This is a genomic window from Larkinella punicea (assembly GCF_003334855.1).
GTDB classification, from domain to species: Bacteria; Bacteroidota; Bacteroidia; order Cytophagales; family Spirosomataceae; genus Larkinella; species Larkinella punicea.
Genome location: NZ_QOWE01000010.1, coordinates 105817 through 129116, shown reverse-complemented (window position 1 = coordinate 129116; position 23300 = coordinate 105817). Strand labels below are relative to the sequence as shown.

Below are 23300 nucleotides of genomic sequence, written 5' to 3'. Positions count from 1 at the left end.
TAAAGGCTATCCGATTACATATGTATCGTGGCTTAAACCGTTACATTGTTCGTGCGCAGTGCATCGTTGAGCGACGTTTTCAAATCTGTCGATTCCTTTCGCAGACCAATAATCAGCGCACAGGGAACCTGATACACCCCGGCTGCAAACTCTTTAGCAATGGTACCCGGAATGACGACGGAATTGTCGGGCACATAACCCCGGTGTTCGATCGGTGACGATCCGGTGACGTCAATAATTTTGGAGCTTCCGGTGATGGTTACCCCCGCTCCGAGGACGGCTCTTTTGCCAATGTGTGCGCCTTCCACGACGATGCAGCGGGAGCCGATGAAGGCGCCATCTTCTACAATAACGGGTGACGCCTGGGGCGGTTCCAGCACCCCGCCGATGCCTACGCCCCCACTCAGGTGAACGTCTTTTCCGATCTGCGCACAACTGCCCACCGTAGCCCAGGTATCGACCATGGTTCGCTCATCGACGTACGCGCCGACATTCACATACGACGGCATCAGGATCGCTCCTGGAGCAATATAGGAGCCATAGCGGGCAACGGCTGGTGGAACGACCCGGACACCGCGACTTTTGTAGTCGGTCTTCAGCGGAATTTTATCGTGAAATTCAAAAATGCCGACTTCTTCGGTCTTCATCGTTTGGGAAACAAAATACAGTAAGATCGCTTTTTTGATCCATTCGTTCACGATCCACTTCCCTCCTTCGCCACCCGGTTCGGCCACGCGCAGACGACCGCCGTCGAGTTCGGCAATCACCTTCTTAATGGTTTCCAGGGTTTCAGAATTGGTTAATAAAGAACGATCAGACCAGCAATCTTCAATTACTTTTATGTACTCCATAGTTCAAAAATTTGTTTATAGAAATTGTTCATTTTGATTATTATAACTACTTGATTTCGATCATACTTATAGATTTTTTTCTAAAATCGTTCTTGTCGGTTTTTTACTATTTAATGCTTTTGTCAGAATGTTAAAAAGACTGATAAAGACCGTGCTTATTATCAGCAAAACAAGGATACCAAAAAATGACAATCAATGAGTACGTACCAAGCCGGAGATGTATGTTACTGAATAAATATAATACAAATATATTATACATGTACTCCGCCTGAAGAGTGTGTTTTTGGTTTCCTGCATGAATGGTAAAAAGACCATAGCGAATCGACTTTTGTCCGTATCGTTTCAAAAAAGCGCCGGTTAATAATCGGTCAGTCAGCAACAAATGAGTATTGTTACTGACTGAGGTTACATAACTGGTGTGCAGGCTAAGGTGAGTGATCTGATTAACTGACGGCTCGATCACGCTGGGTCCAGACGATTGCGCTTTCCGGATTGAGCTTGTCCGATGCAAGCCGCGTGGTTTTAATAAACCGTAATCGATCGGTTTACAGGTAGGCAGGCTGGTGGAAAAGTCCGCTGTTTTGGAGCGGTCAGGATTGCGCGACGTATCGTTTTTTAGAGTGTTCAAGCAAGCTAAAATCGAATAAAAGGAATAGGGTCGCTCCTATTTTAAGCCATTGAATGTAAAATGGCCTGGTAGAAACAGACTATAAAAATAACCATTTTTAAGCAGGTAATAAATTATTTCATCGAATATTCGGATCTCAATTTAGTAGAGAATAAGTACCCGATAGGCAGATAGTGAAAGGGTGAGATTAGTGAATAATAAGTAAACCTAATTAGTGAAAACAGGAATGATATACTATTAAAATTAGTAAAAAACCAATGAAACGTTAGCAAATTGCTAAAATAATACTCAAAATATGTAATTGATATTAGCAATTGGTCATAAATATACTAAATATGTAATCATCTCATTTACTAAACAAATCGTTTTGCCTCCATAAATTTCGCCGGTCCTTACGTGATTTTATGACTTCCCCTTTTAAACTTACCTTTACGTTTCGATTTGTAATACTATCTTTGTACCGTTCTTGCTAACTAATTAAAACACACAATGGGCAAAATCAAAGTCGCCATCAATGGGTTCGGCCGCATCGGCCGCCTGTCTTTCAGAAGACTCCTCGAAAAAGAAAATGTTGAAATTGTTGCAATCAATGACTTGACTGATAATGCAACCCTGGCTCATTTATTAAAATACGATTCCATTCACGGTAAATTTCAAGGCACCGTTACCTCCGATAGCGAAAGCCTGACCATTAATGGCGTAAAAATTCATGCATATGCAGAACGTGATCCCAAAGCATTGCCCTGGGGCACTCTGGGCGTCGACGTTGTGCTGGAATCAACCGGTCGTTTTGTAGATGAAGCCGGTGCCGGTCAACACCTGACCGCTGGTGCTAAAAAAGTAGTGATCTCCGCTCCCGCCAAAGGAAATATTCCAACGGTTGTTCTGGGCGTCAACGAAGATACCCTGACGGGTGCTGAAACCATTCTATCCAATGCTTCCTGTACAACGAACTGCCTGGCTCCCATGGCCAAAGTTCTGGACGACGTTTTTGGCATTGAAAAAGGCTACATGACGACGATTCACGCGTACACCGCCGATCAGAATCTTCAGGATGCTCCTCACTCCGACCTGCGCCGGGCCCGGGCAGCCGCTTTGTCGATTGTTCCGACCTCGACAGGTGCTGCCAAAGCCGTTGGTCTGGTATTGCCGCAATTGAAAGGGAAGCTCGACGGTTATGCCCTTCGGGTACCCATCCCCGACGGTTCAGTGACGGATCTAACCGCCATTTTGAAACGCGAAGCCACGAAAGAAGAAATCAACGCAGCCATGAAAGCCGCAGCCGAAGGTCCGCTGAAAGGAATTCTGGAATATTGCGAAGATGAAATCGTTTCAACCGACATTGTTGGAAACCCAAGCTCGTGTATCTTCGATTCGAAACTGACTTCCGCCAACGGAACACTGGTGAAGATCGTCGGCTGGTACGACAACGAATTTGGCTACTCAAGCCGGGTTGCCGACCTGATCGCTAAATTGTAATATAAAAAGATTTGGCACCAAAAAAGGCGGGTTAATAGCCCGCCTTTTTGCATTTTAAGTATTTTATCGAAAATCCCTTTCGGGTAAAAATTTCTTCGTATTTGGTCTTGATTCCGAGGTGAAGGTTATTCATTTCGGAGGCATACAAGTCGCGGGTCGAGACCAAATCCTCAAATCCGTTATGACTCAAACTCTCAATACTGAAATCAAAGAAATCGTCGTGGTCGGTTTTCAAGTGAAGCAAACCACCGTCGATCAATATCTCCCGGTACAACTTCAAAAACCGGGCGTCCGTCGAGCGGTTTTTCAACTGGCTCACCCGGGGTTGCGGATCCGGAAAGGTAATCCAGATTTCGTTCACCTCATCTTTTCCGAAAAAGTCCTGAATCCGGTAAATATCCGTCCGCAAAAAAGCGACGTTGGTTAATCCGGTTTCCAGCGCCAGCAGACTCCCCTGCGCAATCCGGTCACCCTTCCGGTCGATGCCGATAAAATTCAGGTGTGGGTAATGCCGGGCCAGCCCAATCGTGTATTCTCCTCTCCCACAGCCGATTTCAATTACAATCGGATTGGCATTCCGAAAATACCGTTCCCGCCAATGCCCCTTGATGGTGTCAAATAACTCTTTTCCCGGCTCCAGAACATTCTCACTGACGCGATTGTGTTCAAAACGGGAAAGCTTCTTTCTACTCACGCTTCCAATTGGTTTAATTCTGCAACAACATACGTGCTTCCGGTCACCAGGATACAATCCGCCGGGTTGGCACGACTTTTAGCGGCTTCCAGCGCCTGATTCACATCCGGGAATACATCACCCGCAAATCCCTCCGCGCGAAACGCTTCTGCCAGAACCTCGGCATCCAGCGCCCGGGGAATGTCAGGCTGACAGAAATAGAACCTCGCTCCTTTCGGAAACAAACGAATTACCTTCGACAGATCCTTGTCTTTCACAAACCCCACGACCAGATGCAATTGCTGGTATGAAACCGTTTGCAACGACTCCAGCACACTCAGGATACCGGGTTCATTGTGAGCCGTATCACAAATCACAGTGGGATTTTGTTGTAAAATTTGCCAGCGGCCTTTTAAGCCGGTCAATTCAACGACTTTGGCAAAACCAGCTTGAACCGCTGATTCTGATAACTTTGCCTTAAATTCTTCAGCTATCGAATTATTAAGAATATACGGAGTAGACAGGACCTTCAGGACCGACAATACGCCAGCCACATTTCTGAGTTGATAAGTTCCCAATAAGGCTAGCGATAACTCGAATTTACCACCGTCGTAAGGTTCCAGTGAAAAATGCCGGCCATCGGCATGAATCCCCAGATCAGTAACTTTATAGAAATCTGAACCAATCAAAATGTCACTTCCGCATTCCTCAGCCCGGTTCTTAAAAACCGGGTACGTTTCGGCATCGTACTCGCTGATGACCACCGGAACACCCGGTTTGATGATTCCGGCTTTCTCATAGGCAATCTTCTGAAGACTATCGCCCAGAATATCGCTATGATCCCAGCCAATGTTGGTAATGAGCGACACCAGCGGGGTAATAATGTTGGTAGAATCCAGGCGTCCCCCCAACCCTACCTCTACAACGGCCAAATCGACGTTCTGACGCGCGAAGTAGTCGAAAGCCATACCAACGGTTACTTCAAAGAAAGAGGGCTTTAAATCCTCGATAAACGCCTTGTGGGTTTCCACAAAATGAGCCACCTCCGCATCCGGCATGGGAAAGCCATCGACGCGGATTCGTTCGGTGAAGGATTTGAGATGGGGAGACGTGTATAAACCGGTTTTGTAACCCGCCGATTGCAGCACAGCGGCCAGCAAATGCGACGAACTGCCTTTGCCGTTCGTGCCGCCAACATGAATGGTTCGAAATTTTTCCTGAGGGTTTCCCAGGTATTCGCAGAGTTTGAGAATGTTGTCCAGACCCGGTTTGAGGGCCTTCGCTCCGATCCGGTGAAAGACTGGCAACTGCGCATACAAATAATCAATCGCTTCCGAATACATCATTCGGTACTAGTTTGAGCGGATGTTAATGGTGTAAGTACCCGTAGAAATCGGCGGAGCAGCCGACGCTTTCTGCACCAGTTGCAATTTATACACCTGTTGTTTGTAAAACTCCGTCACGGTTGGACTTACCCGGGTTTCCTTAACCCGCACAAAAGTAACATCACCTTTGTCATCCACCTTGATTTCGAAAACGATTTTTCCGCTTTCTCCCGAATTATCCTGGGCAATGCGGTTGGTGGCCAAACGCCAGCCGGCAATATTCAGCGAAACGCCGGACCCGGTTCCACCCGGTGTGCCGTAGAATTGCTTGGCGTTGATATTCCCATCCGGATTGCCTTTATCACCCACACCCGATGCATCGTCACCATTGTTATTCCCTCCTGTTCCCGATGCTTTTCCTACCGTTCCATTCGACCCTCCAGAAGAGCCTTTTTTATATAACGCATTCGCATCCACTTTCTTAGGCTCGGCAACGGGTTCGGCTTTGGGTGGCGCGGGCGTCGGTTTGGGCGTGGTCGCTTCTACTTTTTTGGGTTCTGCCTTTTCCGGAACCGTCACCGGGCTTTCAATCTTGCTGGCGATGTCCGGTTTTTCAGTAACCACTTTACTCGGTTTGGCGTCCACAATCTTGGGAACGGGCGAAACCGGTGTTTTCTCCACGCGCGAGGTGGTCGTCACTTTCGGATTCGGTTTGTCCTCTTCCTTTTTAACTTCCTCCTTATTTTTAGAATCGTTGGCTTTGTTATACGTCTGAATGTTGCCACTGCCCACCAGGTCGGTCCCGAAGTTCACCTCCACGTATTCGATCGGCGGGGGATCCGGAACCGACTGCCACAACCGGATGTACAGCAGCAGGAAAAAAAGGAGGGCACAAACGGCGAACGATCCGGCAAAAGCCGTTACCCGGTATTCATTCTCATTTTCCAGTATGACGCGACTCATGGATGCAGGTGTTTAGCCAATTAACGGAACTACCGGTAGCCTCTATTGTTCAACACCGGCAAAATTAAAACGATTTCGTGAATTGTTCGGTTCACCTGAAGCAAAAAGGCAGCCGTGGGCTGCCTTTTGCTAGTTTATAAGGTTAGGACTTACGTCTAATAATTCTGATACACTTGCTTTTTGCCCCGTTCCCCTAAAGGGTTGGACACAGGTTACTCCGGATGCGCAAAGTCCCCTTTAGGGGAACGGGGCAAAAGCCAAAGTCCTAATGGTTCAGTTCACTCAATTTTACACACCCAGGCGCTCGCACCGGACAACCGGCTTACCTTGTCAAGCGAAGCCAGCACTTCGGTTTTATCATTCGACCCAATGGCCGCTACTTTGATCAGTTCTTTCTTTTTGGAATGCGGCAGAATATACGCCGTTTCGAAACCCTCCCGACGCAGGCGACGCATCAGACGCTTCGCATTCTGAACGCTGGCAAAACTGCCGGCAATGGCGAGGTAGTAGATTTCGGTTTTCTTTGGTTCCAGCACAACGGGTGCTATCGACTCGGCCACCACGGCGGGTTTAACCGGTTCAGCCACCGGAGTCGGAACGACTACCGGACTCGAAACCGGCATAACAACCGGCTCAGCTTTCTCCGTTTCAACGGGTGTCGCTGGTGTTTCCGCAACGGTAACCGGAGCATCCTCATCATCGCTCACAAACAACTCGAAGGGGTTCAAACTACTCAGCACCTGCGAGGGCGATTTTTTTACGGTCACAATACCGAGCGAACAGATCAGCAAAACCGCAGCGGCCCACGCCAGGTATTGCCGGCGGTTTCTCACTACGGGCATTTCAATCACCTTCGTTTCGGTCTGAACTTCTTCCGCTTCTACTGCAATGGGCGTTTCCGGGGCAAATTTAACGAGCGCAAGCGGTTTTTCTTCTTCCTCAACAGCCGTTACCATACGGGCCGCAATGGGCTGAAAACCGTACGACTCGCCTTGAAAATTATGGCGGATTTCGGGGTCGAACTGCAGCTTCCCTTCCTCATTTTCCGAGAACAGGCCCAGCCCTTCTATCGTAAAAATGCGTTCCTGGCGCACATCCTGCTTCAGTTCGTCCACAAATTGCCGGATCACCTGAAACACCTCATCGCGGGTTAATCCCTCGTGAAGCATCATGTAGTTGATCAGCAGACCATCGTCCAGTTTCAATGCTTCGTTGAACGCGATTTTCTTCCGGGGAGGCAGGTAGGTTCCGGTGCTTTCCACAAACGTGGCCGGAATGTAGTGCAGAATAAAACCGCCCAGTTCGGGAACCACGAGGCAATCGTACTGAAACAACAGTTTTTTGAGATACTCCGATACAGGTACCATATGCTTTTCGGTTAAGGCAGTGTCAGAAGCTATACGACAATCCTCCGAGAAAGTTAAGTCCTTGTTGCGGATAATACAAATACCGCTGATAATTAGACCCTATAATGTTATTTAACGAAACAAACGCTGAAACCTGTTTTCCCAGGAAATAGTCAATTTTCAGGTTCAGATCCCAGATCGGTTTGAGGGTGACAATCTGATTGGTAACGAAATTTTTGCCCTTCATTCCCTGATAATGGTACAAATCAGTCGTGATAAATAATTTTTTATTCACGATAAACGAATTCGACCACGAGCCCGAAATCGTCGGCCGGTGCCAGGCGGCTTCCATCCGGCTCAGGCTGTAGTCATAAAAGTCGGCCCGCAGCGTAGAGCGAAACACTTCCTTGTAGGTATACCCCACCTGACCAGAAACCGTCAGGACGTGGGAACGATCGCCGTCATAGACGACAAAGAATTGCGAGGTGTCGGGCCAGGTGTTGTTGAAACCATAGAAATTCCTGTAGCGGGCATACGATACTTTTCCTTCATAGGAAATACCACTTCCCAATTCACCCTTGCTTCCGCCGTACAGATCCCAGGTTTTCTCCGTGTTTGCCAACACCACCTGCGGAGCCAGCCAGCGGTTCTCGCCCAGAAAAGTCCGTAATGTATTCCGGTTAATGTCGCCGTCAACACCCGCAAAAAAGTGAATATTCCCAGCCGGAACCACATCGAGGTCTAAAACCGGAAATGCCCGTGTTCGGTTGATATTCTGGCGTTTATCGGATTCGTTAACAGCGTTAACCCCGAACGTAACCGTCAGCAGCGAATTAGAATATTTGAAGGTAGGCTTTACCCGGAACAAATTCCGGTTATCGACCGGCCCGTCGCTCCGTTGGGTGACGTAGGCATCGGCGGCAAAGAGGGCAACGAACTGATCCGAGATCCCCACCGAGCCTTTCAGGTTGGTTCCCCAGTCGAGTTCGGTCGCTTCGTAATTATCGGTCAGGTTCACGATCCCGGTTTTCAGCGAGTAGTCAATGTTCCGATCCGGGTCAACGTTTTCGATGCCAATCCTAAACTGCGTTGTGGTCAATTTCTGCCGAATGGTTTGCCGGTCGATTTCCTGCGGGCGACGGTACCCGTAGAAATAAAACGCTTCCCGGTCGTAGCCCAGGTTGGCCGAAACCTTGAAAGCATCCGTCTGGTAGTTTCCGTTCAGCTTCAGGCGGTTTTCCGAGGTAGCCGAATTTTTGCCGTCCACCGGACCCATGCCCGACGACAAATGCTTGAAAGACCCATCGACGGCGATGTTCTCCATCACCTGACCGCTGCCGAACGCTTCGCCATAAAACGAACTGTAGTTCCCCGCACCCAGTTTCACGTAATTGTTGAAGAGTTCCTGCTGCTCGGATTGGGCCGCCGGAATGGGCAAGGCCGAAGGCGATAGCTTCGGATCTCCCACCGACAGCGACCGGTCATTGAATTCGTAAGTCAGTTTGCGCTGCTCGGTAGACGGTTTGATGGACGGTATTTTATTGAAAAGGCGGTTGGCCGCCGGCATTTCAATCTTGCGGTTTTTCTCAATGGTAATCTCCTGATCATCCACCTCGCCTTCCCGGGCGGGTGGCGTGGTGGGGCGCGGGGTCTGTTGCGCCAATGCATCGACCGAAGTGAGCAGCAAACTGCCCGTAACGATCAAAAGCAATCTAAGATGGTCGATGGATGATTTTGGTAAGAACATGCAGGTATGCTGTTTGAATCGCTGTGATTCGGATGTCTGTTAGTTGAATGAATAAAGCCGGTCCGGTTTCGGAAAAGCGATCAGTTTTTGCTCTCGATGGCGGCCAGTTTCTGCTTAGCCTCCGCAACAATCTCCTGATTTTCAGCATTTTCGATAATGGAGTTCAGCACGGCTTTGGCCTGAGCGATCTCGTTTTGCGCCACGTTGTTGTCGGCAACCAGAATGAATCCTTTGCCCTTCCAGTAGTCGTACTGCGCAAAATCGGAGTTGAACCGCAGCAAAGCGTCGATGGATTCCTTGTGCTTTTTGGTCCGGTACAGAATATCGGCGATCCAATAATTGGCTTCGGCTCCCTGTTCATCTTTGGCCAGGGCGATGGTTTTGTCGAACTCGGTGGTCGCCTGTTTGAAATCCCCCTTGGCGTAAGCCACTTTCCCGAGCATCAACTGCGCCCGGTTTTGGGCACCCGGCACCACGTTCCCCATCGACAACACTTCTCGGGCCGATACCTGCGTCGAGTCATAATTGCCCGTTTCGTAATAGGTATCCATCAAACCCAAAACCGCCTGCGACTGTTCGTTCTTGCTTTTCGACTGCGCCAGCACCGTGCGGTAGTTCCGAATGGCGCGCGGGTAATTCTTCTGCTGGCGTTCGACTTCAGCCGCCCGGGCAGCCGCGCGGGTCACAAAATCCGATTTGTTGTCGCTGATGACCAGGTAATAATACCGCAGGGCATTCGGTAAATCGCCGGAACGGAAGTAGGAATCAGCCAGGTAATACCGGGCTTCATACACCAGCGGACTTCCCGGATTGTCGTCGATAAAGCCGAGCAAAGTCGTCACCGCCTGTGCATATTTCTCATTGAAATATAGGCTCTTAGCATTTTCATACTCAACCTTTTGTACATCCGTGCTGCCGGGATTATTCTTCTTGTAACTGGACAAGGTACTGCTGAATTCTTCCGATCTACCGGCATCACTCAGGGCGTTCTGCAAACCGAGCAACGCACCCGGTGCCGATGGGCTTCCGCCAAACTGATCCAGAATCCGTTTGTAATCCTGAATCGCCGGTTCGTAAACCTGGAGGTTGGTATTGGCCGTCGCCCGTTTCAACAAGGCCGCCGGAATCAGGTAGCTTTTCGGTTTGTCATTGATCAGCCGGCTAAACCCGCGGATAGACTGCTGGTAAGCGCCTTTCTCAAAGTCCACATTCGCCATTTGAAACAACGCATCATCCGCATACCGCGAATTGGGGAATTGGGTCAGTACTTTTTCAAACTGGGCTTTGGCTTCCACGTCGCGCTCCATGAAGGCCAGAATCAAACCCTTCTGAAAGGTGGCATAATCGCGGTCGATGCGACCCTGCGCGATGGCATTGTCGTAAAACCGCATCGCTTCGTTGTAATTCTTGGTCGCAAAATAGCTGTCCGCCACCCGAACCGTCGCATCTTCCAGCGCCTGTTTGTCGGAACTCCCGGATTTGGAAATGAAATCCCGGAAATACGTAATAGCCTGCGGATAGTTCTTTTTATTGTAGGAAGCATAACCGAGGGCGTACAAACTCTTGCCCTGCAAATCACCCGAGACATTCCCGGAACGCATGGCCTGCTGGTACAACGGAATGGCCTCATCGTATTTCCGCATAGCCGAGAAGGTTTCCGCTTTCCAGAACAGGGCGTTGTTGCGAAGATCGGAATCGACCGGATATTTCAGGGATTTATCGAAATTGGCAATCGCCTGGTCGTAGCGTTCCGCGTTGAAATCCGTCACGGCCTGGTTGTAGGTGATGCGTTGGTATGACGCGTTGATCCGCGGAGTCCGCCGTTTCAGTCCTTCGATGTACGAAATGGCGGCCGCATTGTTATTAGACGAGAAATACGCTTCGCTAAGCAGTTCGTTCGACTCGTTTTCGAACTTGCTGTCGGGATAGCGTTTCAGGAAATCCGTAAATTCTTTTACAGCATCACCGCCATTGTTCAGATCGAGCTGGAGTTTGGCGTGATTAAAGGCCGATTCCTCCTGAATGGGCTTGTTGAAATTCAGCCGGGCCGACTGATCGAAGGCGTTCAGTGCAAACGTCGGATTGGCGGTTTGCAGGTAACTGATCCCCAATCGGTAGGCCGAATACTGGGCAATCGTATCTTTTCCCGCCGAGACATTTTTCAAAGCCGCGATGGCCCCGGTATAATCCCCGGTTTTGAACAACGCGTCGCCGTACCGGAACTGAACCGCCGGGGGAACGCTGCGGCCCTTGATGTTGCTGTATTGCTTATAATAGGGAATGGCTTTGGCGAAATCGCCTTTTTTGTAAAGCACCTCGGCGGTGAACAGCGCCACCTCGGCCAGTTGGGCCGCATTGCCCCGGTTCCGCTGCAGCAACGGCTGGGCATACGCCAGCAAGTCGTCATACCGACCGGCTTTGTACATCGACTGTACCATCCAGTTCGGAATTTCGTTCTGGTAGGTCGGGTTCTTTTCGATCCGCTTGAAATCGGCCATTGCGGCCGTGTAATTGCCCTGCCGGAAATTGATGACACCGGCATAATACGAGGCCGATGCCGCCTGTTCGAGACCAGGGTCCTGTTTAATCTGGTTCAGCAAGGGCAAAGCCGCCCGCAAATCCTGCTTCGAATAGTAGGCCATCGCTAGGAGATACTTGCTTTCGGCCTGGCCGTTTGCGTTCTGGCTTTGCTTGATGGCTTTTTCCAGAAACGTGATCGCCCGGTCGTAGTCGCCTTTGTCGAAGTAGTATTTTCCCAGATCGCCATACAAAAGCCCGGCTTTCGGGTGTTCGCGGTGGGTTTTCACAAACCGGTCCACCTGAACCTCCGCTTCCGGAATGTCGAGATACAGACCCGTCAGCGCAATGTAGTATTCCGCCGAAACCGCATTCTGATCACTGATGTTGGTAATGGGCTTTTTGCGGTCCAGGTATTGCAGGAATTCCTGGCGCGCTGCCGCATAGTTATTTTTTTCAAACCACTCCAGCCCGTTCCTGAACAGGACGTCGGGTTCGGTGTAACTGAGGGTTCGTTGGGCGGTTGCCGGCATTGCCAGCACCGAGCAGGTTAATAAAACCGATAAGTGGAATGCCTTTCCAAACTGGGTCGGACGCATACGTTGGGGTTAAACAGATTTTCTTTATCGTAGTTACGTTATTACTTTTGTCAGTCGTAAGAACGGGTTTCTACCATCTGAAAACGAAAGTACACGCATTTCCGTATGAAAAAAAATCATTGGCTTTTCTTTTTACTCTGCCTGCCGGCTTTCGTCCACGCGGCTTTTCCGGCACCGGAATCCACTTTGGTCCCCCCTTTCGCAACGACTCCCTCCATTATCTATACCCTGTCGATGCCCGAACCGCAAACCCATTATTTTGAAGTGGAAATGCAGGTAAGCGGAGCCTCTACCGATTCCAAAACGGGCTCTACCGGTTATATCGACGTAAAAATGCCGGTTTGGACCCCGGGGTCGTACCTGATTCGGGAGTATGCCAAAAACGTGGAAGGGTTTCGGGCCTCGGCGGGTGACAAACCGGTGCGTTCCGAGAAAATCCGGAAAAACACCTGGCGCGTCTATTCCACGGCCAGCCCGCTGACGATTCGTTATAAAGTCTACGCCTACGAACTTAGCGTACGGACCAGTTTTATCGACGCTTCCCACGGGTATCTGAACGGCGCGAGCATCTTCCTGTACGTCGATCACCTGCGAAACCGTCCCCATCGCCTACAAATTCAGCCGTACAAAGACTGGAAAAAAATCAACACCGGCCTTGCCAGCGTCGCCGGGCAGTCCAACACCTACGAAGCAGCCGATTATGATGCGCTGGTCGACAGCCCGATTGAAATTGGAAATCAACATACGTTTACCTTTATAGCAGCCGGTGTTCCGCACACGGTGGCGGTATACGGCGAGAAACTGTACGACGAAACCCGGCTGGCCGACGACATGAAACGGGTTTGTGAGGAAGCTTTCAAGGTCATTGGTGAGCATCCCTGTAAAGATTATACTTTTATCATCCACCAGACGCCCACCGGCGGGGGCGGTTTGGAACACGCCAACTCCACGACCCTGCAAATTACCCGAAACGCGTTTTTGAACGGTCAGCTCTACCAGAATTTGATGAGTCTGGTCGCCCACGAATACTTCCACCTCTGGAACGTCAAGCGCATTCGCCCCAAAGCCCTCGGCCCGTTTGATTACGAAAATGAAAATTACACCCATCTGCTCTGGGTTTCGGAGGGCATCACGACGTTTTACCAGTCTATGATCCTGAAACGAAGCGGTTTTCTGACGTCGGAAGCTTACCTGCGTTCCGTGGGCAGTGAAATCTCCGGCATCGAGAATTTACCGGGGAACCAGGTGCAATCGGTGACCGAATCAAGTCTTGACGCGTGGATCAAGCTGTATCGGCCCAATGAGAATTCGATGAACAGCACCATTTCGTATTACAGCAAAGGCAGCGTTCTCGGCGGTTTGCTGAATTTAACGATTGTGTCGAACACCAACGGCCAGAAAAACCTTGACGATGTCATGCGGTTGTTATATGCGACGTATTACAAAAAGCTGAAACGCGGGTTTACGGATGATGAATTTCAGCAGGCCGTTGAACAGGTTGCGGGTCGCAGAATGGATGATTTCTTTCAGAAATACGTGTTCGGAACCGCTAAAATTGATTACAATGCATTTCTGAACCCAGTGGGGCTCAAACTGGTGGACGCCAGCGCCAGCAAACAGGACGCCTACCTGGGTGCGATGACGAAATACGCCGATGGCAAACTCACGGTTTCCGCCGTTCGGCGCGATTCCCCCGCCTGGATCAGCGGCTTGAACGTCAACGACGAAATTCTGTCGATCGACAACCGGCGGGTGAATAACGATCTGGATAAAATACTGGACACCCATCACCCCGACCAAACCATTCAGGTGCTCGTGAATCGGGGTGGTGAACTAAAAACCGTATCCGCCAAACTGACGGGAAATCCGCTGGCCGCTTTTCGAATCGAGCCGGTTGCGAATCCGACGGACGGGCAAAGGGCGTTGTATAAAAAATGGCTCTCGGTGACGAGCAGTTAGTCTAGTATTCGTGCCGTTGAATGGTTTCCATAAAATCCGCGTGCATCTGGCCGAATCGTTCGTTCACCCGTTGCATGAACGGTTCATCCAGCAACTGGATCACTTCTTCATCGGAACTGACATCCATTTCACTGATCTTGTAGGTTTGTTCATACTGACCGGCTTCGATCTTGATCAGGTATTTGTTGTTCCAGAAGTAGAGACCAATCCGAAACGCCGGATGCGAAATTTCTTTTATATACCGCATTTTGTTACCATTTAACAGTGTTAGGTTACTTATTTAATGCCAAATTCCCAAATCATGGCTCCCATCACTTCCCATACACCCTTTCGTAATTCAACATTCGTTATTCAGTATTCATTATTTATTATTCATTGTTCTTTGTTTTTCGCCTGTTCGAACTCAGATAAAGACGAATCGGCGCTATTTTTCCAACGGGGAAACGTTTCGTTTAAAACCGGCGAATACCGGCAGGCCATCCGGTTTTACAACGAAGCGATCGAAAAAAATCCTGATTTTGCCGATGCCTACAACAATCGCGGGTTGGCGCAGTACCGGCTCGGCGATCTCCAGGCGGCTCTGGCCGACTACGACCGGGCAGTTGACAAAGATGCCGAATTCTGGCAGGCTTACTTCAACCGCGCCGAAGTTCGGTCGGATCTGAATGATCTCAAAGGAAGTAGCGACGATTTAACCAAAATTCAGCCGGTTTACCGGGATTCGACCTATTATTACGTCCGGCTGGGCAATCTGCAGGTCAAACAAAACCGCCTTTCATCGGCTCAGGCGGCCTACGAAAAAGCCCTGGCACTGGACCCCAAAAACGCCGAAGCCCTGACCAACCGGGGGGTGTTGTATTTCAACCAGAAACAATTCGATTTGGCCAAAACCGACTTCCAGCAGGCGACTCAGGTTGATCCGAAACAACATTTTGCTTTCAATAACCTGGGACAGATTTTAAGTCGGGAAAAGAAATACGTGGAAGCCCTGAAACTGACCGACAAGGCCCTGGCGCTGCAACCCACCCAGCCGTATTACCTCAACAACAAGGGCTATTTGCTGCTCCAAACCAATCGTCCGGACGATGCCCTGAAACTCATTCAGCAATCCATCAAACTCGATGACCAGAACGGCTGGGCACACCGCAATCTGGGCCTTTACTATATAGCCAAAAATCAGCCCGCTCAGGCCATCGCAGCTTTGAAAGAAGCCGAGCGGCTCGATGCCTCGGTCGAAAATGTATATGCCTATCTCGGTCAGGCGTATCAGCAAGCGGGTGATGTGACACAGGCGTGTCAAACCTGGAAAATTGGCGTCAATGCGGGCGATGAACTGGCGAAAGAGCAAACCGCCCGGTTTTGCCGTTAGTTCATTTCGAACCTAAAAACGGGGACTCTAACCGTTTTTTAACAGCCCACGGTTTCCAACCGTGGGTTTAGAGAAAATCGGAATATAGATTTAGGAAACCGTTTTAACGGTTTTGTCGATCTAAAAAGGTTTCCTGCACCAGTTGTTTATACCGTTGGAATTGTTCTGCATTGACATACCGGTCCGTTTCAATTTCCAGCAATTTGCCCCGATCAGCCTTTGAAAAAAAATCCGCCAGGGCGGTTTTTAAATTGCCATACGAGGCCACTTTCGTATACGCCAGACCGGCGTCTTTTGCCGTATTTTCGGCCGAAAGCGGTTGGCTCGTTTCAAAATAGGCACTGAGTTCCGGCTGTTTGGACGGCCCGTCGATGATCCGGAAAATGTTGCCGCCGTGGTTATTGAGCACAATGACGCGCAAATTGGCCGGAACCAGGTTGTTCCAAAGGCCATTCCGGTCATAAAAGAAGGCGACATCGCCAATCAAGGCCGTCACGAGTTGATCCGTCGTCAAAGCCGCGCCCACTGCCGTACTCAAACAACCGTCGATGCCGCTGGTTCCGCGATTGGCAAACACCTCCACCCGCTGGTTTTCAGGCATTCCGCAAAAATTGACGTACCGAACCGGCATGCTGTTGGCCACGTGAAGCTGGCTGTCCGCGGGTAGTTCATCCAGAATCCGCTGAATGACCGCCCATTCGTGAAAAACCGTCTCGTCTTTCAGGAATTGACTCAGCAGGCGCGTCGCTTTCCGATCCAGGGTTTGCCACTGCTCCTGAAAATTGTCGTCGGAATCCTCGTCGTCATTGCTCACAAACCGCTGGTAATCAATATCCGAGAATAGTTTTTCGAAAAAAGCCGTCGGCTCATGCGGGATCAGGCGCGTCAGGGACTGAAACGGATCGGCCAGGCGGTTATGCGGTTGAATCTGCCAGTGTGCTTTGGGTTGGTGATTCCGCAGGAACACTTTAAGTTGTTTCGAAATGAACGACTGGCCGCAGGTGATCAGCAAATCCGGTACGAGGTTATTTTTCAATTCTTCATTGGCAGAACTCAGAAAAATATCCTGCTGCGTGACGAACTCCCCGTTGCGCGGCAGATTCGAAATCACATCGCCCACCACCGGAATCCGCCATTCTTCGCTGATCTTTTTCAGAATCGCCAGCAAGGCCGGATCGTGCGGCCCCTGTCCAATGGCAATCAATTTCCGCTCGGCGGTTTCCCACTCCTCCTGCAAACGGTGCCAGGTTTCCGACGACAAAGCCGATGCCGCCGTCAGTTGTTCAATCACCCGAACGGCCGGATACTGAAAGGTTTCGTCTCCCACCGGATACAGCGGTTCGCGCAACGGAATGTTGATGTGTACCGGACCGCGCGGTTCCGCCCACGCCAGATTGACGGCTTCGTTCGTCGCCCGTTCGGCAAACCAGCGGGCATCGGGGTGGACAAAATCGGCGGGCAGTTCAAACGATTGTTTGACGTGCTTCCCAAAAATGTCGGTCTGGTAAATCGTTTGCCCGTCCTGCTGGTGCGTCCATTCTTTGGGCCGGTCGGCGGTCAGAATCAGCAGCGGTATTTCCTGAAAGTAGGCTTCGGCCACGGCGGGGGCCAGGTTATAGACCGCACTGCCGGACGTACAGACCAGAATCACCGGCTGACGAAGTTGCTGCGCCAGGCCCATCGCAATAAAACCGGCGGAGCGTTCGTCGGCCACGGCACGGGTGGTCATTTCCGGATGACGCGCCAGGGCCAGCGTGATGGGTGCGCTGCGGGAACCGGGTGAAACGATGGCCTGCCGAATGCCCTTGCGGACACACAATTCAACGAGATTCAGTACGTGCTGATGAATAGCCACAACAATCGGAGGGTTAGTAAAATGAGATCACAAAAAAAAGCCGAGTCCGCAAAGTATCTCTGCATTCCCGGCTTTTCTTTACGATCTCGGCGTATTCTTACAATTCGTCTACCCCAAATACGTTTTCAACGCTTTGGAACGGGACGTATGCCGCAGACGGCGGATGGCTTTTTCCTTGATTTGCCGAACGCGCTCCCGGGTCAGGTTAAATTTCTCCCCGATTTCTTCGAGCGTCATGGCGTGTTCGCCATTCAGACCGAAATAGAGTGTGATGACATCGGCTTCCCGTTGAGTCAGCGTCGACAGGGCCCGTTGTACTTCTTTCCGCAAGGAATCGTTGATCAGGCCCGAATCCGGTTTGTCTTCGCCATCGTTTTCGAGAACGTCGAGCAAACTGTTTTCTTCGCCCTGCACAAACGGCGCATCCATAGACACGTGACGACCGGAAATTTTCAGCGTATCGACCACTTCGGCCGCCGAAATCTCCAGCACGGCGGCCAGTTCTTCCGGTGACGGTTCGCGTTCGAATTTCTGCTCCAGGTCGGAAAACGTCTTGGAAATTTTGTTCAGGGAACCCACCCGGTTCAGCGGCAGCCGAACAATCCGCGACTGTTCGGCCAATGCTTGCAGAATCGACTGGCGAATCCACCAAACGGCGTACGAAATAAATTTGAACCCCCGGGTTTCGTCAAAACGCTGGGCGGCTTTGATCAGACCGAGGTTTCCCTCGTTGATCAGGTCACCCAATGACAAACCCTGGTTTTGATACTGTTTTGCTACGGATACAACGAACCGGAGGTTGGCTTTGGTCAGCCGTTCCAGCGACAACTGGTCGCCTTCCCGGATTTTCTGGGCCAACTGAACTTCTTCGTCGGGCGTTAATAAATCCACTTTACCAATCTCCTGCAAATACTTATCAAGCGATTGGCTCTCGCGGTTGGTAATCTGTTTTGAAATCTTTAGCTGTCTCATGTACGGAATACTGCCTTCCGGCAGTCCGGTTTTAATACTACTTCATCGGCTGACCGCCTACGCAAGTCCAATTGGTAACGAAATCATAAACTGATTCTGTACACTAAAATGTAACAAATCAGGCTGGATTTTTGTTCACGGGCCTGGGCAGTAGTATTTTCCGCGAGAGACGGTATTTTCCGGTTTTTTTGTCGACTTCAATCAACTTCACCCGGACCTCTTCACCCACTTCGAGTACGCCATCCATGGTTTCCAGACGATCCCACTTGATCTCGGAAATGTGCAATAATCCATCTTTACCCGGCAGGAACTCGACGAACGCGCCGAACGGCATGATGGTTTTTACTTTTCCATCGTAAATCTCGCCCACTTCCGGAACGGTGACGATGCCCCGAATCCGGGAAACCGCTTTGTCCATTCCGACCTGGTTGGTCGAGAAGATGTTAACATAACCGGCATTGTCTTTTTCTTCGATGACAATTGTCGTACCGGATTCTTTCTGAATTTCCTGTACCACTTTACCGCCTGGTCCGATTACGGCACCAATAAACTCGCGGTCGATCTTGATGGTAATCGCGCGCGGGGCGTGGGGTTTCAGTTCCGGACGGGGAGCCGTCAGGGACTTGTTCATTTCGCCCAGAATGTGCAGACGACCGGCTTTGGCCTGGTGCAGAGCCTCGGTCAGCACCTCGTATGACAAACCGTCGACTTTAATATCCATCTGACAGGCGGTAATACCGGCTTCGGTACCCGTTACCTTGAAGTCCATGTCGCCCAAGTGGTCTTCGTCGCCCAGGATGTCGGACAGAACGGCGTATTTACCGGCATTGTCCGTGATCAATCCCATTGCAATCCCGGCCACCGGTGCTTTGATTTTCACCCCGGCATCCATCAGCGCCAGCGTTCCGGCGCAAACCGTGGCCATCGATGACGAACCGTTCGATTCCAGAATGTCGGAAACGATCCGGATTGTATACGGATTGTCGGCTTCCGGTGGCAACACTTTCTTCAACGCGCGGTGCGCCAGGTTTCCGTGACCGATTTCCCGGCGACCTGCGCCCCGGTTCGGTTTCACTTCACCCGTCGAAAAGCCCGGGAAGTTGTAATGCAACAGGAATTTGGAATAGCCTTGCAGCATCGCCTGATCGACAATCTGCTCATCCATTTTCGTACCGAGCGTCACCGTGGTCAGCGACTGGGTTTCACCGCGGGTGAACACCGCCGAGCCGTGGGCCGAAGGCAGGTAATCGACTTCGGTCGTGATCTGACGGATTTCGTCCAGCTTCCGGCCGTCCAGGCGATAGCGCTCATCGAGCACCAATCGGCGGGAGGCTTCCCACTGGACATCGTGAAAATAGGTTTTCGCCAATGACAATTTAAAGCCATCGACGTCGCCATCCGGGAAAAGAATATTCTTGAATTCGTCGAAAACCGCTTTGAACGATTCGCTGCGAACTTTCTTATTTTTATTCGCCTGCAGGGCCACCGCGTAAACTTTGTCGTAACACTGCTGGTGAACCAACTGACGGAGTTCTTCGTCGTGCGTTTCGTGGCTGTAGACCCGCTTCTCCTGCTTGCCAACGGCGGCTTCCAGTTCTTTCTGAGCGGCACACTGCAATTTGATGACTTCGTGAGCGGCTTTAATGGCCTCGACCACTTCTTCTTCCGAACACTCGTTCATCTGGCCTTCGACCATACAAACGTCTTTCGCCGTAGCGGCCACGATCAGGTCGAGCGTTGCCCGTTCCAGATCGGAGGTTTTGGGGTTAATCTGATAAGCGCCGTCGATTTTAGCAACCCGTACTTCGGAAATCGGCCCGTTGAAGGGGATGTCCGAAACCGCCAGGGCGGACGATGCCGCCAAAGCCGCCAGGGCATCCGGCAGAACTTCGGCATCCGCCGAAATCAACGTGATCATGACCTGGGTGTCGGCATGATAATCTTCGGGGAAGATGGGGCGCAGGGCGCGGTCAACCAGGCGGCTGATCAATACTTCGTGATCGCCCAACCGGCCTTCCCGGCGCTGAAAGCTCCCCGGAATGCGACCGGAAGCCGCGAATTTTTCCTGATAATCGACGGAAAGGGGCAGAAAATCTGCGCCTTCTTTTCCTTCTTTATTCGAGACCACTGTTGCCAGCAACATGGTATCGCCCAACCGAACGACTACGGCACCATCGGCCTGACGGGCCAGTTTGCCCGTTTCGATGGTGATGGTACGTCCGTCTGGAAGGTTAATGGATTGCGTGATGATTTGTGACATACTTTAGAGAATAATACACGACTGCCGCTTTATAAACCGATTGTTTCTACTGAAAGACCGCAACTATACTAAACTTACTCGCAGACCGCTTCGTCGGACCATCCGAACGTAAAAAAATCTAAAAAACAGCGTAAATACGAAACGTAAAACATGAAATCAGGGAACCGGTTTGAGGGGTTCCCTGATGCAAAGAAGGAATTACTTCCGGAGACCTAATTCGACAATGATGGCCCGGTAACGACTAATATCTTTTTTAATCAGATAATCCAGCAACCGACGGCGCTTTCCTACCAGTTTCAGCAGGCCAAGCCGGGTGCCATAATCGTGTTTGTGCTTTTTCAGATGCTCTGTCAGGTGGTTAATCCGGAATGTGAACAGTGCAATCTGAGATTCAGCCGACCCAGAGTCTTCCGCAGTTCTGTTGAACCCCTGAGCAGCAAAGATTTCTTGCTTTTTCTCGGTATTTAAATACATCGTCAGATAGCTAATAGTAATGAAAAAATGAATGAAACGCAAAAGTACGATTTTATTTCTTATCTGCTGAAAAACCGGTGCAGAATATTTCAGGCGACCCGGGTTTCCCGGCGGCTCGTGCGCCAGTTGATATACCGCTTTTTCAGCCGCTCGAAGGCGATGACGTAGACATCCTTGTCAAACAGCCGGGAATCGTTGCGGGCCTGTTTCATGAGATAAAGCCCGACCGGCAGCAAAATCGCGTTCGCCATCCAGGCCCCGGCCGGTACCCAGATCAACCCATCTTTGGCGTATTTATCGCCCGTCAGGGTCAGAACGTACAGCAGAATGAAGAAGATAATCGACACCAGCACCGGAATACCAAAACCGCCTTTTTTGATAATCGCCCCCAGGGGCGCCCCGATCAGAAACATGATGAAACACGAAATGGCCTGAGTAAACTTATGGTGGCTCTCGAGTTCATACCGGTTGACGGTTTTGCCTTTCTCTTTCAGATAGGTCTGGTTCGATTCGGCGTAGGAAAGCATGTTGCGGGCCTGCGACAAGGCCATTTCGTTGGTTTCGCCCTTGATTCGGGCCTCCACAGGCCGCGCCAGCAGCGAATCGATCCACTTGCCGGCCTTCACCACGGGCGGCACCGGCGTGTTGGGATTGGTGACGATCACGGGTTGCGGCTGCTTGAACTGGTAACTATAGTATTGCCGGGAAGTTGTCGCCGTTCCGGCCAGGCTGGCTTTCAGTTCTTTCTTCAGCGAATCGGTCAGCGTGGCCAGCTCCGTCAGATTTTTCATGTACTCGTGGTATTCGAACTGCTGTTCGTCCGTCCGTTTCAACCCGTATGAATCCAGGCTGATCCGGAGCTTGTAGTGCTGAAACCCATTCCGCAAAAACTTGGCCAGTTGGTTGGGCGAACCGTTGCTGGCATACGTTACACCGCTGGTGTTATCGGTATATTCGGTGTAATCGTTGCCGTTATACAACTCAAAAATCAGGTATTGTTTGTCGGGCGTGGTAAACATGCGTCCCGAATCCGCCAGAATAATTTCGCGGTTTCCGGTTTCCATACCGTTTTCCTGATGCTTGTAAATCACCATCCCGCGCAGGGTTTCGCCATCCTTCTTATCCGCTTTGATGCTGTAACCGGGCAGATCGTTGTAAAAAATCCCTTCTTTGATGCTCAGCGTGGCCTTCGACGATTTAATGTCCCACAACAGACTGTAGCCCTTAAGGTTGGCCCAGGGGGCGACTTTGTTGTTGAACCAGAAGGAGAAAATAGCAATGCCGGTGGCGACGATCAGCAGGGGGCGCATGGCCCGGGTCAGGGAAATACCGGCGCTTTTCAAGGCCGTCAGTTCAAAGAATTCACCGAGGTTCCCGTAGGTCATCAGGGATGACAGCAGCACCGCCAGCGGCAGGGCAATGGGAATGGTAATGAGGCTGAAATAGAAGAGGATCTTAGCAAAGACCTGCAACTCCACGTCTTTCGATACAAACTGGTCGATGTAAAACATCATCAGACGCATCAGAAAGATAAACACGACTACACAAAGCGTCAATACGAACGGCCCCCAAAACGACTTCAGTATGAGCTTGTCAATTTTTTTCATTGGCAATCAACTTCCCACGATTTCTTTTAACTTATCGATTAAACTGTTCCAAAGGGATTTAAGTTCGTCGGGATCGGTATTGGAAGAGTAGTCGGTGATGCGTAGAAACGTCGACTGGGTCAGTTCGCTGACATCCACCCGGAAGTCGATGTAGGTATGTTCGCCGGTTGGGGTGTCATTGCCATTCAAAAACTCGAACCGAACGCTTTTATTCTGACGCATGGAAACCTGTTTGGCGGGGTGACTCTCGTTGTCCCAGTAAAAATCAAACTGATGATCCGGCCGGACGTTTACTTTCGATGCAAACCATTGAGAGAGGCCCGAAGCCGTGCTGATATAGGGAAAAAGGACCTTTGGAGATGCCCGCAGCTCGTATTCCGCAATAAATTTATAGTTTTCCATATCAGTGATTTTTAATAGGTAATGTGGCAAAGTTAGCAGAATTTTAACACGAGACTCAAAAAGGTTTGTTGGAGTAGATGTTTTTTTTTCTTACTTTTGTGGCACGAAAAATCTGGCGGGGTAGCTCAGTTGGTTAGAGCACAGGATTCATAACCCTGAGGTCACGAGTTCAACTCTCGTCCCCGCTACGAAAAGCAAAACCGCCCCTTCAGGCGGTTTTTTGCGTTTTTGACTGGGTCAGCGGTTTTTGCCCCCCACCCCCTAAAGGGGGCTT

General features: G+C 50.5%; 17 protein-coding genes and 1 tRNA gene. 4 read left to right on the top strand and 14 right to left on the bottom strand.

Features of this window, described 5'->3' with window-relative positions; genetic code table 11:
- Positions 1-32 precede the first annotated feature (32 nt).
- Entirely contained in the window at positions 33-851 is an 819-nt protein-coding gene (locus DUE52_RS13895) for a 2,3,4,5-tetrahydropyridine-2,6-dicarboxylate N-succinyltransferase (protein WP_114406613.1), read from the bottom strand.
- A 1117-nt stretch (positions 852-1968) separates the two neighbouring features.
- Between DUE52_RS13895 and gap the strand changes: the two genes are divergently transcribed.
- On the top strand, positions 1969-2958 hold the full coding sequence (gene gap / locus DUE52_RS13890) for a type I glyceraldehyde-3-phosphate dehydrogenase (protein WP_114406612.1): 990 nt from the start codon (positions 1969-1971) through the stop codon (positions 2956-2958).
- A 31-nt stretch (positions 2959-2989) separates the two neighbouring features.
- Here gap and trmB read toward each other — a convergent pair whose 3' ends face one another.
- From trmB to DUE52_RS13860, 6 genes are all read right to left on the bottom strand, one after another.
- Entirely contained in the window at positions 2990-3652 is a 663-nt protein-coding gene (gene trmB / locus DUE52_RS13885; protein ID WP_114406611.1) for a tRNA (guanosine(46)-N7)-methyltransferase TrmB, read from the bottom strand.
- The gene (locus DUE52_RS13880) at positions 3649-4977 is read right to left on the bottom strand and encodes a bifunctional folylpolyglutamate synthase/dihydrofolate synthase (RefSeq protein WP_114406610.1); all 1329 of its coding nucleotides are present in this window, start codon (positions 4975-4977) and stop codon (positions 3649-3651) included. The genes trmB and DUE52_RS13880 overlap by 4 nt, the downstream gene beginning before the upstream one ends.
- 6 nt (positions 4978-4983) lie before the next feature.
- A complete protein-coding gene (locus tag DUE52_RS13875; RefSeq protein ID WP_114406609.1) occupies positions 4984-5919 on the bottom strand; it encodes a hypothetical protein in 936 nt (311 codons plus the stop codon).
- Positions 5920-6197: 278 nt separating this feature from the next.
- Positions 6198-7286 (bottom strand): HU domain-containing protein, encoded by a 1089-nt coding sequence (locus DUE52_RS13870; RefSeq protein ID WP_114406608.1) that lies wholly within the window; start codon positions 7284-7286, stop codon positions 6198-6200.
- A 22-nt stretch (positions 7287-7308) separates the two neighbouring features.
- A complete protein-coding gene (locus DUE52_RS13865; protein ID WP_229312165.1) occupies positions 7309-9012 on the bottom strand; it encodes a TonB-dependent receptor in 1704 nt (567 codons plus the stop codon).
- A gap of 80 nt (positions 9013-9092) precedes the next feature.
- The gene (locus DUE52_RS13860) at positions 9093-12128 is read right to left on the bottom strand and encodes a tetratricopeptide repeat protein (RefSeq protein ID WP_114406607.1); all 3036 of its coding nucleotides are present in this window, start codon (positions 12126-12128) and stop codon (positions 9093-9095) included.
- 105 nt (positions 12129-12233) lie between these two features.
- Here DUE52_RS13860 and DUE52_RS13855 point away from each other — a divergent pair, with 105 nt between their 5' ends.
- Positions 12234-14087: a M61 family metallopeptidase gene (locus DUE52_RS13855; RefSeq protein WP_114406606.1), complete on the top strand. Its 1854-nt coding sequence runs from the start codon at positions 12234-12236 to the stop codon at positions 14085-14087.
- Position 14088: 1 nt separating this feature from the next.
- Here the strand turns inward: DUE52_RS13855 and DUE52_RS13850 are convergent, their stop codons facing one another.
- Positions 14089-14334, bottom strand: a complete 246-nt coding sequence (locus DUE52_RS13850) for a hypothetical protein (RefSeq protein ID WP_114406605.1) — start codon at positions 14332-14334, stop codon at positions 14089-14091.
- A 135-nt stretch (positions 14335-14469) separates the two neighbouring features.
- On the opposite strand from DUE52_RS13850, the gene DUE52_RS13845 reads away from it, so the two are divergent.
- Positions 14470-15456: a tetratricopeptide repeat protein gene (locus DUE52_RS13845; protein WP_229312164.1), complete on the top strand. Its 987-nt coding sequence runs from the start codon at positions 14470-14472 to the stop codon at positions 15454-15456.
- A 103-nt stretch (positions 15457-15559) separates the two neighbouring features.
- On the opposite strand, the gene menD is transcribed toward DUE52_RS13845, so the two are convergent.
- From menD to DUE52_RS13815, 6 genes are all read right to left on the bottom strand, one after another.
- Positions 15560-17311, bottom strand: a complete 1752-nt coding sequence (gene menD, locus DUE52_RS13840) for a 2-succinyl-5-enolpyruvyl-6-hydroxy-3-cyclohexene-1-carboxylic-acid synthase (RefSeq protein WP_114406604.1) — start codon at positions 17309-17311, stop codon at positions 15560-15562.
- Between the two features lie 108 nt (positions 17312-17419).
- Complete coding sequence (locus tag DUE52_RS13835) at positions 17420-18283, bottom strand: sigma-70 family RNA polymerase sigma factor (RefSeq protein ID WP_038118528.1); 864 nt, start codon at positions 18281-18283, stop codon at positions 17420-17422.
- A gap of 118 nt (positions 18284-18401) precedes the next feature.
- Positions 18402-20543, bottom strand: a complete 2142-nt coding sequence (gene pnp / locus DUE52_RS13830; protein WP_114406603.1) for a polyribonucleotide nucleotidyltransferase — start codon at positions 20541-20543, stop codon at positions 18402-18404.
- Positions 20544-20741: 198 nt separating this feature from the next.
- The gene (gene rpsO, locus DUE52_RS13825; protein ID WP_114406728.1) at positions 20742-21017 is read right to left on the bottom strand and encodes a 30S ribosomal protein S15; all 276 of its coding nucleotides are present in this window, start codon (positions 21015-21017) and stop codon (positions 20742-20744) included.
- Positions 21018-21106: 89 nt separating this feature from the next.
- Positions 21107-22624 carry an LptF/LptG family permease gene (locus tag DUE52_RS13820; protein WP_114406602.1) on the bottom strand — a complete coding sequence of 506 codons (1518 nt, stop codon included), beginning with the start codon at positions 22622-22624 and terminating at the stop codon, positions 21107-21109.
- Between the two features lie 6 nt (positions 22625-22630).
- Positions 22631-23026, bottom strand: coding sequence for an START-like domain-containing protein (locus tag DUE52_RS13815; protein WP_114406601.1), 396 nt, complete (start codon positions 23024-23026; stop codon positions 22631-22633).
- A gap of 114 nt (positions 23027-23140) precedes the next feature.
- On the opposite strand from DUE52_RS13815, the gene DUE52_RS13810 reads away from it, so the two are divergent.
- A tRNA-Met gene (locus tag DUE52_RS13810) sits at positions 23141-23214 on the top strand.
- The last annotated feature ends 86 nt before the right edge of the window (positions 23215-23300 follow it).

Coding starts and splice junctions, on each gene's coding strand:
- DUE52_RS13865 (WP_229312165.1), bottom strand. CDS start 9,012: ATGTTCTTACCAAAATCATCCATCGACCATCTTAGATTGCTTTTGATC.
- DUE52_RS13835 (WP_038118528.1), bottom strand. CDS start 18,283: ATGAGACAGCTAAAGATTTCAAAACAGATTACCAACCGCGAGAGCCAA.
- gap (WP_114406612.1), top strand. CDS start 1,969: ATGGGCAAAATCAAAGTCGCCATCAATGGGTTCGGCCGCATCGGCCGC.
- DUE52_RS13880 (WP_114406610.1), bottom strand. CDS start 4,977: ATGATGTATTCGGAAGCGATTGATTATTTGTATGCGCAGTTGCCAGTC.
- DUE52_RS13860 (WP_114406607.1), bottom strand. CDS start 12,128: ATGCGTCCGACCCAGTTTGGAAAGGCATTCCACTTATCGGTTTTATTA.
- DUE52_RS13820 (WP_114406602.1), bottom strand. CDS start 22,624: ATGAAAAAAATTGACAAGCTCATACTGAAGTCGTTTTGGGGGCCGTTC.
- DUE52_RS13895 (WP_114406613.1), bottom strand. CDS start 851: ATGGAGTACATAAAAGTAATTGAAGATTGCTGGTCTGATCGTTCTTTA.
- DUE52_RS13850 (WP_114406605.1), bottom strand. CDS start 14,334: ATGCGGTATATAAAAGAAATTTCGCATCCGGCGTTTCGGATTGGTCTC.
- DUE52_RS13875 (WP_114406609.1), bottom strand. CDS start 5,919: ATGAGTCGCGTCATACTGGAAAATGAGAATGAATACCGGGTAACGGCT.
- DUE52_RS13855 (WP_114406606.1), top strand. CDS start 12,234: ATGAAAAAAAATCATTGGCTTTTCTTTTTACTCTGCCTGCCGGCTTTC.
- DUE52_RS13815 (WP_114406601.1), bottom strand. CDS start 23,026: ATGGAAAACTATAAATTTATTGCGGAATACGAGCTGCGGGCATCTCCA.
- rpsO (WP_114406728.1), bottom strand. CDS start 21,017: ATGTATTTAAATACCGAGAAAAAGCAAGAAATCTTTGCTGCTCAGGGG.
- DUE52_RS13870 (WP_114406608.1), bottom strand. CDS start 7,286: ATGGTACCTGTATCGGAGTATCTCAAAAAACTGTTGTTTCAGTACGAT.
- pnp (WP_114406603.1), bottom strand. CDS start 20,543: ATGTCACAAATCATCACGCAATCCATTAACCTTCCAGACGGACGTACC.